The sequence below is a fragment of the Cryomorphaceae bacterium genome, assembly GCA_017798125.1.
Taxonomy (GTDB): Bacteria; Bacteroidota; Bacteroidia; order Flavobacteriales; family ECT2AJA-044; genus ECT2AJA-044.
Genome location: CP059070.1, coordinates 1,281,911 through 1,294,375, shown reverse-complemented (window position 1 = coordinate 1,294,375; position 12,465 = coordinate 1,281,911). Strand labels below are relative to the sequence as shown.

13 protein-coding genes are annotated in these 12,465 nt (G+C 48.0%); 10 read left to right on the top strand and 3 right to left on the bottom strand.

All coding sequences use genetic code 11. The features are described 5' to 3' along the window. The first annotated feature begins 282 nt into the window (after positions 1–282). From HZ996_05450 to HZ996_05440, 3 genes are all read left to right on the top strand, one after another. The gene (locus tag HZ996_05450) at positions 283–606 is read left to right on the top strand and encodes a hypothetical protein (GenBank protein ID QTN38618.1); all 324 of its coding nucleotides are present in this window, start codon (positions 283–285) and stop codon (positions 604–606) included. A 354-nt stretch (positions 607–960) separates the two neighbouring features. After that, positions 961–1,284: a hypothetical protein gene (locus HZ996_05445; GenBank protein QTN38617.1), complete on the top strand. Its 324-nt coding sequence runs from the start codon at positions 961–963 to the stop codon at positions 1,282–1,284. A gap of 78 nt (positions 1,285–1,362) precedes the next feature. Further along, positions 1,363–2,514, top strand: coding sequence for a T9SS type A sorting domain-containing protein (locus HZ996_05440; GenBank protein ID QTN38616.1), 1,152 nt, complete (start codon positions 1,363–1,365; stop codon positions 2,512–2,514). 72 nt (positions 2,515–2,586) lie between these two features. On the opposite strand, the gene HZ996_05435 is transcribed toward HZ996_05440, so the two are convergent. Together HZ996_05435 and HZ996_05430 are read right to left on the bottom strand one after the other, a co-directional pair. Next, positions 2,587–3,339, bottom strand: a complete 753-nt coding sequence (locus tag HZ996_05435; protein QTN38615.1) for an ATP-binding cassette domain-containing protein — start codon at positions 3,337–3,339, stop codon at positions 2,587–2,589. Further along, complete coding sequence (locus HZ996_05430; GenBank protein QTN38614.1) at positions 3,336–4,076, bottom strand: ABC transporter permease; 741 nt, start codon at positions 4,074–4,076, stop codon at positions 3,336–3,338. Before HZ996_05430 ends, HZ996_05435 begins: the two co-directional genes overlap by 4 nt. A gap of 262 nt (positions 4,077–4,338) precedes the next feature. Between HZ996_05430 and HZ996_05425 the strand changes: the two genes are divergently transcribed. From HZ996_05425 to HZ996_05395, 7 genes are read left to right on the top strand one after another with little or no spacing between them, the layout of a single operon-like run. Further along, positions 4,339–4,563 (top strand): ferrous iron transport protein A, encoded by a 225-nt coding sequence (locus tag HZ996_05425; protein QTN38613.1) that lies wholly within the window; start codon positions 4,339–4,341, stop codon positions 4,561–4,563. Positions 4,564–4,566: 3 nt separating this feature from the next. Continuing rightward, positions 4,567–6,690 carry a ferrous iron transport protein B gene (gene feoB, locus HZ996_05420; GenBank protein ID QTN38612.1) on the top strand — a complete coding sequence of 708 codons (2,124 nt, stop codon included), beginning with the start codon at positions 4,567–4,569 and terminating at the stop codon, positions 6,688–6,690. Next, positions 6,691–7,272: a SprT-like domain-containing protein gene (locus tag HZ996_05415; protein QTN38611.1), complete on the top strand. Its 582-nt coding sequence runs from the start codon at positions 6,691–6,693 to the stop codon at positions 7,270–7,272. 33 nt (positions 7,273–7,305) lie between these two features. Continuing rightward, positions 7,306–8,397 carry a mannose-1-phosphate guanylyltransferase gene (locus HZ996_05410; protein ID QTN38610.1) on the top strand — a complete coding sequence of 364 codons (1,092 nt, stop codon included), beginning with the start codon at positions 7,306–7,308 and terminating at the stop codon, positions 8,395–8,397. Positions 8,398–8,439: 42 nt separating this feature from the next. After that, the gene (locus HZ996_05405; protein QTN38609.1) at positions 8,440–9,861 is read left to right on the top strand and encodes a DUF389 domain-containing protein; all 1,422 of its coding nucleotides are present in this window, start codon (positions 8,440–8,442) and stop codon (positions 9,859–9,861) included. Further along, positions 9,861–10,328 (top strand): DUF1905 domain-containing protein, encoded by a 468-nt coding sequence (locus HZ996_05400; protein QTN38608.1) that lies wholly within the window; start codon positions 9,861–9,863, stop codon positions 10,326–10,328. The genes HZ996_05405 and HZ996_05400 overlap by 1 nt, the downstream gene beginning before the upstream one ends. A 3-nt stretch (positions 10,329–10,331) precedes the next feature. Then, positions 10,332–10,958 (top strand): DinB family protein, encoded by a 627-nt coding sequence (locus HZ996_05395; protein ID QTN38607.1) that lies wholly within the window; start codon positions 10,332–10,334, stop codon positions 10,956–10,958. A 56-nt stretch (positions 10,959–11,014) separates the two neighbouring features. Here the strand turns inward: HZ996_05395 and fumC are convergent, their stop codons facing one another. Beyond that, complete coding sequence (fumC, locus tag HZ996_05390) at positions 11,015–12,412, bottom strand: class II fumarate hydratase (GenBank protein ID QTN38606.1); 1,398 nt, start codon at positions 12,410–12,412, stop codon at positions 11,015–11,017. Positions 12,413–12,465 lie beyond the last annotated feature (53 nt).

Sequence of the window (12,465 nt, the reverse complement as noted above, 5' to 3'; positions counted from 1 at the left end):
TCAGTGTAAGTTTGGGTTAATATACAGTGAGATCAGAGATCCACCTTCGCGGGTGGATCTTTGCTTTTGTACCTATCTGAAACATCCTCTTCGGCTATTCAACCTTTTTTACGCCAGCTCCCCACAAACCTGTTCCAAAGTGTTCCATAATAGCACATTTTTGTTTCAAAAAGGAACACTTCTCAATTCTGGCACAAACCCCTGTATACTGATTATCAACACTTTAAGTTCTTGGCACGCCGGTTGACTATTCTATGGCAGAAACACTTAACACTCTTTATCATGCTTCGTAAAACACTTTTAACCTCAGTATTCGCCCTCTTATTAACGTCCGCATTTGCACAAAACAATGTCATGTGGAATCAAGGGCATGAAGGCAACAGCTTCGTATCGAAAACATTGCCAGATCAAAATGTCAATAAAGACAAGGTGGTTTTCATCTCTAAGCAAAATGCTCACGAGCACACGCAACGAATCAATGGTGCCGTGCCTCCAACAAACCCATACGTTTTTGGTGGATCAAAACCACAGTTTAGCCCAACGACTCGCGTGGGATGGCACTTGTTCTTTGGATACACCTTTGTTCGCAACTTGGTGACCCTATAAGGACCAACACACTTAACACACTTTGAAAAGGAGCCTCAGGGCTCCTTTTTTTGTACACCAACTTTTGACCCACCCCAATTTGATCCATTTCTATATGGTTCAATTCCATTTAATCTAATTCCAACGGGTTCATTCTATTTGATTCAGAATGAAACAACACCCTTTAAATGGCCTGAAGCGAGCTCAATTCAAGCTCAATCACCTCCAAAAAGTGTTCCATTCCAGTACATTTTTGTTTCAAAAAGGAACACTTTTTAATTGTGGTATGAACTTTATTATTCTGATTTTCAGGTGTTTATGTTCTTGGCACGCCGGTTGACTATTCTATGGCAGAAACACTTAACACTCATTATCATGCTTCGCAAAACAATTTTAACCTCAGTATTCGCCCTCCTATTAACTTCTGCATTTGCACAAACCAACGTTACGTGGAACCAAGGGCACGAAGGAAACAGCTTCGTTTCTAAAACATTGCCAGATCACAATGTCAATCGCGACAAAGTGAACTACGTCTCTAAGCAAAATGCTTATGAGCACACGCAGCGAATCAACGGTGCGGTACCTCCAACAAACCCATACGTTTTTGGTGGATCAAAACCACAGTTTAGCCCAACGACTCGCGTGGGATGGCACTTGTTCTTAGGATACACCTTTGTACGTAATCTGGTGACCCTATAACATTGCTCAAACTTTGAACAAAAGCCCGAGGTATTGTTTATCTTTACCTCGGGTTTTTAACTTTTATTTTTTACGATTATGAAAAGATCAGTACTCTTAGCTGTCGTAATGATGGCAACTGTTGCAGCTTTCGGTCAATACCGCCAGACTGCAGGTGAGGTCAAACTCACACCAACACAACGTATGAACAGCCTTAATCCAAAGGCCTCTACTGAATACCGCGGAGGTATCAGCGAGATGTTTGTATGGTATGGTTCTACCGAAGGAGAGATCTACGGTACACCACAAACTGAATTCATCTGGGACCTTCACTCTCGCGGGGATTCTGCAGACTTGAACTTCCAGTACGTTATTGTAACCTATCCAACGCTTCAAGCTTGGGATGATCCAAACGGAACAAGTGTTATTGACTGGAGTAACGTAATCAGCGCTACTGTCGATACGGTTTGGATTCAAATGGGTCATGAGAACAACAGTGGCCAGTTGGATACGGTGAACGTACAAATCGTTTCCTTGGACGGACAGGGTCGCCCAACGACCAACGTTCTTTGGGAAGAGTCAATCACTACGGACACCAGCTTTACCGGTGGAGACAACTGGACGAACTCAGTTTTCCGTCCGTTCCTTCCAAACTTGACGTTGAACGAGCCTTTCGGTGTTCGCGTGAACTACTTTGGATCTAAATTGGACACCTTCGGAATCGTTGCTGGTTTCTACGAAGACGGAATCTGCACGGGTACTACGCCTAAAGCATTAGAGTCTTTGTTCCCAAACAACAGCTTCCGTTTGTTGTCTCAGTATGATTTCGCTGGACTATTGCCTCAAGCAGCAGGAGGAGATATCTACTACGATTGCAACCAGAACAACGCATACGATCCAGGAATTGATGGAGAGCACTTTACACAAAACATCAACTTCGGTGTTTCTTTGACCATTGAGGATGATATCTCGGTAGAGGAATTGCCAAGTGCTTTGACTGAAGTGAAAAACTTCCCTAATCCATTTAGCCAATTCACCAACATCGAATACACTTTGGACAACAGTGCCAATGTTTCTTTGGAGGTGTATGACCTTACTGGAGCGGTCGTTTTCTCAACTGAAGCAGGTCAGCAAATGCCCGGAACCCACACCATCAAGTTGATGGTTCCAGGATTGGCTGAAGGTATCTACTACTACAGCTTGAACGTGAACGGTGGAACCGTTACTAAGAAAATGGTCTTGACTCGATAAGCAAGCCCAAACACATTGAAAAAAGCCGCTCCTGATGGGAGCGGCTTTTTTTATGATTTGATTTTTGCCAGGCTAAATTTTCGCTCGAATCTTCCGCATGAGGTTTGAGCTGAAGACAAAGTTGCTTACGGCCTCATTCCCTGTACTGATAAGCTCTTCACTATTCCCTTCCCAAGCCTTATATCCTTCTTTAATGAAGACGATATGCTCTCCAATCTCCATGACCGAATTCATGTCGTGCGTATTGATCACGGTGGTAATGTTAAACTCGTGTGTAATCTCCTGGATAAGATTATCGATGACAATCGCCGTTTGAGGGTCCAATCCACTGTTGGGCTCATCGCAAAAGAGGTACTTGGGCTCCATAACTATTGAGCGCGCTATAGCCACGCGCTTTTGCATTCCTCCACTGACTTCTGCCGGCCTGAGCTGATTGACTTTCTCAAGGTTGACCCGCTTCAAACAGAAATTGACTCGATCGAGTTTCTCGCTTTCGGACATGTCGGAGAACATGTTCAAAGGAAACATAACGTTCTCTTGAATGGTCATAGAGTCGAACAAGGCGCCGCCCTGAAACACCATTCCCATTTCTTGGCGAAGACGCTTTCGCGTATCGTAGTCCATTTCATTCAAAGCGCGTCCATCGTATGAAATGGTCCCACCGTCTATTTCATGAAGGCCGACCATACTTTTCACAAATACGGTCTTCCCCGATCCACTTTGACCAATGATCAAATTGGTTTGTCCTTCAGCGAATTGAGCGCTTACCCCCTTTAAAACCTGTTTCTCGCCGAAACTCTTGGTAATGTTATCTACTGTGATCATAGCAGAACCTGTGTTAAGACGAAATTCAGAATAATGATGGTGATGGAACTGTAGACCACCGCTTGAGTACTGGAACGTCCTACATCCAAAGAACCTCCTTTGGTATAGTATCCATGATAGGAGCTGACTGTAGCAATCACAAAAGCAAAAATGATCGTCTTGATCATGGCATAGGTGAAGCTGTAGGCATTAAACTCTAAGGTAGCGCCATCGACAAATTCTCCGACCGTCCACAAACCCGTCAAAGGTCCGGCAGCCAAACCGCCGAGAATACCAGCAGCAAGGCTCAAGATGATCAATAGAGGGTTAAAAAAGATCGAGGCAATGATTTTGGGAAGAATCAGAAACTGTGCTGAATTAACACCCATTACTTCAAGGGCGTCAATCTGCTCTGAACTGCGCATGGTCCCTATGTTCGAGGATATACTGGAGCCTACTTTTCCGGCCAATACCAGAGAAATCATAGTTGGTGAAAACTCCAATACCAGTGATTGACGCGTTCCATATCCTATGTACCAATTCGGCAAAAATGGACTGTCCTGAATGTTAAAGGCCAGCTGAAGGGCAACAACAGCGCCAACAAAAATGGAGATGAATATGACGATACCCAGAGAGCTTACTCCAATGTCCCAGATTTCGCGGGACAACTCTTTGCGAAATGCCGACCACTTTTCCGGGATGCGCAGCACTCGCCAGAGTAAGAAAAAGTACCTTCCAACGTGGAAGAAAAAATTCATTCCAATAATTTTACGCTAAAATAAGCGATTACTTTACATGGTCTTGAAGGAACGAAAGTCAATCCAAAAACTTATTCTCAGCGTCCTCTTTTTGGGGACCCTAATTCTCTCTTCGTGCTCTGCAGGAAAGCGCGGTTGTGATTGCCCAACCTTCGGCATGAACCAAAGCGCCGAAGCGCCGTTAAAAAGCTGATTCAAGGCTCTCTTGATTTGCGGTCAATTGCTTACTTTTGCCGCTTAGAATCAATCTAAATAACTGCTTTTGACACTAGCTGAACTCCGCATGGGTGACCGAGCCTTGATCAAATCCTACGATCAAGAAGATATCGCACTCAAGCTTATGGAACTCGGCATGATTCCAAATGAATTGGTGACTTTGGTTCGCCGCGCTCCTGCGGGTGATCCTATTGCCATCAAAATTGGAAGCAGTATTCTCGCCCTTCGGCTCGATGAAGCAGAAGCGGTGAAGATTGAAAAAATTCAATAAGGATTGGCCAAGGGAAGCAAGAAGATCGCCCTCATAGGGAACCCCAACAGCGGAAAGAGCACGCTATTCAATGCTTTAACGGGCTTGAATCAGCGGGTAGGCAACTTTCCTGGGGTTACTGTAGATAAGAAAATGGGATCATTCTCGATTCAGAATGCCCAAGGTCAAAAGGAGAGGTTCGAACTCATTGACCTTCCTGGAACCTATAGCCTTTATCCAAAGTCCGTAGACGAGCTGGTCACTTTCGAAGTGCTCTGTGATCCAGAAAATCCAGACTACCCAGAACAGGTCATAGTGGTGGCCGACAGCACCAACATGACGAGAAGCCTTTTCTTAGCCACGCAGGTCATCGAACTCAACCTGCCCACCATCCTGGTTTTGAACATGGGGGATTTAGCAGAAAAGGACGGACTCACCTTTGATCTCTTTCGCCTTCAAAAAGAACTGGGAGTGCCTGTGGTCCTTATGAATGCAAGAAAGAAAAGTGACCTGAGCAAGCTTAAGGCTCTCCTGGCGATTAAAACTCAGGCCCCTGAAAAAGACTTCATCAAGGTCGGTGAATTCTCTCCAGAGCTTCTGGAACGCGTTAGAGAATCCGTTAACGTGAACAGTGATTATGCCGCGTTTCAGGTTGCGTGCAATTACAAGTTCATCAGCTATTTCAAGGATCACCCGGAGCGCAGCAAACGGATTCAGGAACTCGTTGTGGAGCACGAGTTTAAGCCCTACAGATTTCAAGCGGACGAAAGCAAAAAGCGCTACGAGCTCATCCCTGGAATTATCGCGAGAAATGTCCGCCAGTCCAAGAGTACTCGTGAGCATTTAACAGAACGAATTGACAACGTCCTCACCCACAAAGTCTGGGGCTATGTTATATTCCTGAGTATTCTATTTGTCATGTTTCAAGCTGTTTTCAGTTGGGCAACTCTTCCCATGGAATGGATTGAATACGTATTTACCAGCATGACCGAATACCTCGCCAACTCCCTACCACCGGGAATTCTCTCCGGCCTACTCACCGACGGTGTACTCGCTGGTTTGAGTGGTGTGGTTGTTTTTGTACCTCAGATCGCCTTCCTCTTTTTCTTCATCGCCCTCCTCGAAGACACCGGATATATGTCCCGAGTGAGCTTCATGATGGACAAACTTATGAGGCGTTTTGGACTCAATGGACGAAGCGTGATTCCCTTGGTTGGCGGCTTTGCCTGTGCCATTCCAGCCATCATGGCCACTCGAAGCATTAGCGGATGGAAACAGCGCTTGATCACCATATTGATCACTCCATTAATGAGCTGTTCCGCTCGGCTCCCCGTCTACACCCTGCTCATCAGCCTGGTGATCCCCAGTGATGCACAATGGGGGATATTCAATGTCCAAGGACTTATCCTCATGGGACTTTACCTACTCGGATTTGTCGCGGCCATCGTCGTAGCCTTCTTGCTCAACCTCTGGCTGAACGAAGCCGATCGCAGCTTCTTTGTCATGGAGCTCCCGGGCTATAAATGGCCCGATTGGAAAACTATTGGATTCACACTCATTGAGAAAGTACGCATCTTCTTGTTTGATGCAGGTAAGATCATCGTGGCCATTTCCATTGTGCTGTGGTTTTTGTCGAGCTATGGCCCTGGCGAGCGAATGGCCAAGATCAATGATAAATACGAGGCTTTGGCCGTAGACGGTGAACTCGACGCAGGTCTACGCGCAGCTATGGGCAGTGAAAAACTGGAAGCTTCTTATGCTGGAATCATTGGCAAGACCATCGAGCCAGCGATCCGCCCCTTGGGCTACGATTGGAAGATCGGAATCGCCTTGATCACGAGCTTCGCGGCCCGAGAGGTCTTTGTAGGTACTATGGCAACCATTTACAGTGTGGGAGATCCAGACAACGAAAGCTCCATTCGAGAGAAAATGCAAGACGAAGTAAACGTCATCACCGGGAAGAAACAATATGGCCTTGCTACGGGATTATCCCTAATGGTCTTCTACGCCTTTGCGCTTCAATGCATGAGTACGGTAGCCGTTGTGCGTCGGGAGACGCGAAGCTGGAAATGGCCCTTGGCCCAATTCCTTTTCATGGGTGCCATGGCCTACGTAGCCAGCCTAATCACCTATCAATTGCTCGCCTAAATGGCATGGAGCTCCCACATCCCGCCGCAGGCGGAAAACTACGTTAGCGAATTACTGAGACCCTTTCGGGTCGATGTGCGCGTTTCACGTGCCAGAAGGACCAAAACTGGGGATTTCCGTCCCGGGAAAAGAGGGCATCAAATTTCGGTGAATGGCAACCTCAATGAATTTCATTTTCTCTGGGTACTCGTTCACGAAATCGCCCATCTTCACGTGTATGAGACCTATAGGCAGCGTGTCGCCCCTCATGGTCCTGAATGGAAACAGACCTTTCAAAATCTAATGTGGCCATTGACAGAGGTCGAATACGTTCCACAGGAGCTTCGAGCTCATTGGCAACGTCACTTGAGGAAGCCCAAGGCATCAACCTTCAGCGATCCCACATTGGTTCAAGCCTTCCGGGTTTACGACGAAGAAGATGACGTGACTACGGTATCCATGTTGCTGGAGGGCCAGGAATTCGAGCTCCCAGGAGGTCGAAGGTTCCGACGGGGTCCGAAGCAGCGAACGCGGTATAAGTGTCAGGAAATCAGCTCGGGTCGATGGTTTTTAGTTCCCGGTCTAGCCCCGATCGTCTCTTGATTTTCTTAGTTTTGCCACATCAAAACCATTGCGATGAACACCCATACATATAGTGTCATCATGGCTGGCGGTATCGGCAGTCGTTTTTGGCCCATGAGCCGAACCACGAATCCGAAGCAGTTTCTCGATATACTCGGGACTGGCAAAACCCTGATCCAGCAGACCTACGAGCGCATGCGACGCTTCACTCCCGAAGGGCAAGTGTTTGTAGTGACCAACGAACAATACCGGGATCTGGTCAAAGAACAGCTTCCGGAAATGGGTGATGATCAAATCCTCCTCGAACCAGCCCGGCGAAATACTGCACCATGTGTGGCCTATGCGGCGTATAAAATTCACGGATTGGATCCAGAGGCCAACATTGTCGTTGCCCCGTCTGATCACCTCATCCTGAAAGAGGATGAATTTGTCCGCGTGATCGAACTCGCTTTGGATACGGCGGCCAACAATGATGCCCTTTTGACTTTAGGTATTCGCCCGAGTCGACCTGATACGGGTTATGGATATATTCAGTACAACGAAGACCAAATCCTGGACTCGAACGAAGTATGTAAGGTTAAGACCTTCACGGAAAAGCCGGACCTTGACTTGGCTAAGAAGTTCCTCGAAAGCGGCGACTTCCTTTGGAACAGTGGTATTTTCATTTGGTCGTCCAAGAGCATTATCAGCTCTTTCAACGAGCATCTGAGCGAAGTAGGACTTCTCTTTGAGGAAGGAGTTGACGCTTTGAATACTCCTGATGAACAGGCATTCATCGGTCGCATCTATCCCACGTGCAAGAACATTTCCATTGACTACGGCATCATGGAAAAAGCCAAGAACGTCTACACGGTGCCGGCCGAATTTGGTTGGTCTGACCTAGGAACTTGGGGCTCTCTCTATACGCATGTTGATCGCGATGGTGAAGGAAATGCCGTCGTTGGGGCCAAGCAGGTCATGCTGTACGACAGCAAACGGAACATGGTCAGTACGTCAGGCGATAAACTCGTGGTCATTCAAGGCTTGGAGGACTTTATCGTGGTGAATACCGACAATGCCTTGTTGATTTGCAAGAAAGAAGACGAGCAGATGATCAAGCAATTCGTTGCCGAAGCCAAAATTGAAAAGGGCGATAAATACGTCTAAAGCCCCGCTCAGCCAAAAAGAAGAAAAGAGTATCTTTCCTTCATGGCTGATGAATCCCAAGAAAAAGAGGTTCAAGAAAAAGTGACGCACGGACCGCGTCGCCTGTTTCTGATGTTTCTGGCCTATGCCCGGAAGACCATCGATATCCACGAGGGCACCGATCCTGAAAACACGACAGCAGGTATCAAACGAGACATTGACTTTAAGGGTCACAATGTCTGGATTCTAATCTTCTCCATTTACATCGCTTCCATTGGACTCAACACCAACTCAGGAGCGGTCATCATTGGAGCCATGTTAATCAGCCCCCTCATGGGTCCAATCCTCGGGGTCGGGCTTTCCCTTGCAACCAATGATGTCAGTACTCTGCGAAGATCGCTTCGTTCCTTTGCCACTATGGTGGTCATAGCGATTCTGACCTCCACGAGTTACTTCTTTTTGACTCCATTGAGCGATGCACAATCAGAGCTATTGGCCCGGACGAATCCTACCTTGCTCGACGTCTTTGTTGCCTTATTTGGTGGTTTGGCGGGAATCATGGCGGGCTCGAGAAAAGAAAAGAGCAATGTAATCCCCGGCGTGGCCATCGCAACCGCTTTGATGCCACCACTGTGTACCGCGGGTTTTGGTCTGGCGACCGGTCAGCTGAACTATTTCTTTGGTGCTTTTTACCTCTTCCTGCTCAACTCCATTTTTATCTGTTTGGCCACGGTCATCATCGTTCGCTATCTGCGATTCCCGATGGTCGATTTCTTGGACCCCACCAAAGAACGCCGCGCTCGTCGATTGATTCTCGTTTTCACCATCCTGATCATCCTTCCCTCTTTGTGGATCTTCTACAACGTGGTCCAAGAGTCTCTTTTCTACCGCCGAGCAAACGTTTTCATCAGCGAAGTGATCAAGTACGATGAAAACCTCGTTACGGACCGGATGCTGGAGTATACCGCAGAAGAACAAGAGATCATTGTCGTTTTTGAAGGTGGAAAAAGTGTACCCATATCGGTTAAGGAGCAATGGGTTGCCCGCCTTCCGGAATACCAGCTGGACAAGGCACAACTCAAGGTCGTGCAGTCTTCCCAGTTCGATCCTGACCACTACCAATCGGTGCTGAATGACTTTAGAGCGGAAACCTTCTCCGACTTGTATTCCAAGAATCAAGAGGCCCTGGCCGAGCGTGAAGTCCGCATACAAGAACTTGAAGAACAGTTGGCCTACATCGTTCGGGACACGCTCCCCTTCCAAACCATTGGTCGAGAACTCAAGGCTCAGTACGAAGAATTGGAACGCTTCAGTTTTGGCCAGGCCTACGGGACCGACTTCGCTCAAACCGATACTCTTTGCCTACTCATGGTGCAATGGCAAAAAGGGACTCGAAGTCGAGACATGCAAGAGATGGAAGAACAAATGGCTCGTTGGCTCAAGGTCCGACTGAGTCAGGACAGCATTGCCGTAGTACGCTACTGATGGATGGGGTGTTTCATCTCGAAGGACCCATTGAACAGCTGGGCGGAACCATGTCCTCATATGCCGGACTCCGCGTTCCGGGAAGCATTGTGGCTCAATTGCCCAAGAAGAACCGCACGCGATTGCTGGTGGTGGTAGAAGATATGGTGGAGCTGCCTTGTGGGCTCACCAGTTTTGGGGACGGAGACTACTTTTTCATGTTCGCTAAGCGGAACCGCAAGAAAGTGGGCAAAGACATTGGAGAAACAGTTCAATACACCGTTCAAGAGCACCCGCTACCCTTGGGCGTCGAAATGTCTGAGGTGCTCGAGGTCCTGCTGGAGCAAGACGAAAATGCGCGACGTATATGGGACGACCTTACGGACGGACGAAAGCGCACCATCATATTCAGTATCGGTCGAATTAAAGACATCGACCGGCAAATACAGACCATCATCAACTTGTTGAATCAATCTTTAAAATCATAAATCATGGCCAACAGAAGATCCTTTCTCAAGCAGACCGCAGCACTGACCGCAGCGACAACTATTGCCCCGATTGCGGGAGCATTCGCAACTCCGCGACCGCAAGAAACGGGAACGGGACTCTACCTTATTGGACCGACGGAAGGCTATGCGCCCTTTATTGGCACCTTATTGGGCACCATGAACATGATGCGAACATGGGTCAAAAATCAGGTCGAAAGCCTCAGCGTGCAAGAACTCGATTGGCAGATTGACGACAAGTCGAACTCTATCGGGGCCATGCTCTGGCACTTAGCCGCCACAGAGCGCTACTACCAACTGAACACTTTTGAGAACCTTGAATGGGGTACATGGAGTGAAGACATCAAGGCCGAATGGGATCTTCCTATGAGTCTAGGCGAGGAAGGCCGTGAAAAGATCAAAGGCAACAACATTGATTTCTATTTCGAAAAGCTCGACGGTGTTCGTGCGGAAACCGAACGCTGGTTCGCCACACTGGACGACGATTGGCTTTGGAAGTCCGAGGAGTTCTTCGGCAACGAGCCAACGAACAACTACGCTAAGTGGTTTCACGTCTGTGAGCACGAATCCAACCACAACGGACAAATCAAATTCCTGAAGAAAAGGATGTAAGAAAAAAGCCCTGCCGATAAGCAGGGCTTTATTTTTTTGAGCCTACGGCTCGATGCTTACTTCAAGCTTCCGGTCATATCCTCCGGACGCACCCACTCATCGAATTCATCGGGAGTCAAATACCCGAGATTTACGGCCTCCTCTTTCAAGGTCGTTCCATTCTCATGAGCTGTCTTGGCAATCTTGGCCGCCTTCTCATATCCTATCTTGGTATTCAAAGCTGTGACCAACATCAGGCTGTTGTTGACATGTGCTTCGATGTTCTTACGGTTGGGTTCTATGCCCACCGCGCAGTGGTCGTTGAAGCTAACACAAGCATCTCCAATCAGACGTGCACTCTGCAGCACATTCGCCGCCATCACTGGCTTGAACACGTTCAATTCGTAATGCCCTTGAGCACCCCCTACAGCAATCGCCATATCGTTTCCAATCACCTGAGCGCAAACCATAGTCATGGCCTCCGCCTGAGTCGGATTAACCTTTCCAGGCATGATCGAGCTTCCTGGCTCATTCGCTGGAATGATGATCTCACCAATTCCCGAGCGCGGTCCTGAGGCCAAAAGACGAACGTCATTGGCAATCTTATTCAAAGAAACCGCGAGCTGTTTCAATGCACCGTGTGTTTCCACTAGGGCATCGTGCGCCGCAAGTGCCTCAAACTTGTTCTCCGCACTGACAAAGGGCAATCCCGTGAACTGAGCGATCTTCGCCGCCACGAGGTCCGCATACCCTTCCGGGGTATTGATACCCGTACCTACGGCCGTTCCTCCGAGCGCCAATTCACTCAAGTGATCCAAGGTGTTGCGAAGTGCTTTAAGTCCGTGATCGAGCTGTGAAACATATCCTGAAAACTCTTGACCTAGCGTCAAGGGCGTTGCGTCCATAAGGTGTGTACGACCGATCTTCACCACATCCATGAAGGCTTCAGATTTCGCCTGAAGCGTATTGCGCAGCAGCTCAACTCCTGGAATAGTCGTCTCCACCACGCGCTTGTAGATGGCGATGTGCATTCCCGTTGGGAAGGTGTCGTTCGAGGATTGAGATTTGTTCACATCGTCATTCGGGTGGATCACGCGATCTCCTTCACCCAGGGTTCCGCCGTTCAACACGTGCGCACGGTTGGCAACAACCTCGTTGACATTCATGTTGGACTGAGTTCCCGACCCCGTTTGCCAGATCACTAAGGGAAATTGATCGTCGTGTTCCCCGTCGAGGATTTCCTCGCAGACTTGAGAGATCAAGTCTCTTTTCTCTTCGGCCAAAACACCCAGCTGACAGTTTGCATGGGCTGCGGCCTTCTTCAAATAAGCGAAACCGTAGACGATTTCCAGGGGCATGCTGGCCGCTGGACCAATCTTGAAGTTGTTTCTGGAACGTTCTGTTTGGGCGCCCCAGTACTTGTCAGCAGGGACTTGAACGTCTCCCATGGTATCTTTCTCAATGCGAAATTCCATGTTGTGTTTTTTATGCGGTTAATTATTAAATTTGGACTCTCTTAAAGAACAGA

Coding starts and splice junctions, on each gene's coding strand:
- HZ996_05415 (QTN38611.1), top strand. CDS start 6,691: ATGGCATGGAGCTCCCACATCCCGCCGCAGGCGGAAAACTACGTTAGC.
- HZ996_05430 (QTN38614.1), bottom strand. CDS start 4,076: ATGAATTTTTTCTTCCACGTTGGAAGGTACTTTTTCTTACTCTGGCGA.
- fumC (QTN38606.1), bottom strand. CDS start 12,412: ATGGAATTTCGCATTGAGAAAGATACCATGGGAGACGTTCAAGTCCCT.
- HZ996_05410 (QTN38610.1), top strand. CDS start 7,306: ATGAACACCCATACATATAGTGTCATCATGGCTGGCGGTATCGGCAGT.
- HZ996_05450 (QTN38618.1), top strand. CDS start 283: ATGCTTCGTAAAACACTTTTAACCTCAGTATTCGCCCTCTTATTAACG.
- HZ996_05400 (QTN38608.1), top strand. CDS start 9,861: ATGGATGGGGTGTTTCATCTCGAAGGACCCATTGAACAGCTGGGCGGA.
- HZ996_05440 (QTN38616.1), top strand. CDS start 1,363: ATGAAAAGATCAGTACTCTTAGCTGTCGTAATGATGGCAACTGTTGCA.
- HZ996_05395 (QTN38607.1), top strand. CDS start 10,332: ATGGCCAACAGAAGATCCTTTCTCAAGCAGACCGCAGCACTGACCGCA.
- HZ996_05435 (QTN38615.1), bottom strand. CDS start 3,339: ATGATCACAGTAGATAACATTACCAAGAGTTTCGGCGAGAAACAGGTT.
- HZ996_05405 (QTN38609.1), top strand. CDS start 8,440: ATGGCTGATGAATCCCAAGAAAAAGAGGTTCAAGAAAAAGTGACGCAC.
- HZ996_05445 (QTN38617.1), top strand. CDS start 961: ATGCTTCGCAAAACAATTTTAACCTCAGTATTCGCCCTCCTATTAACT.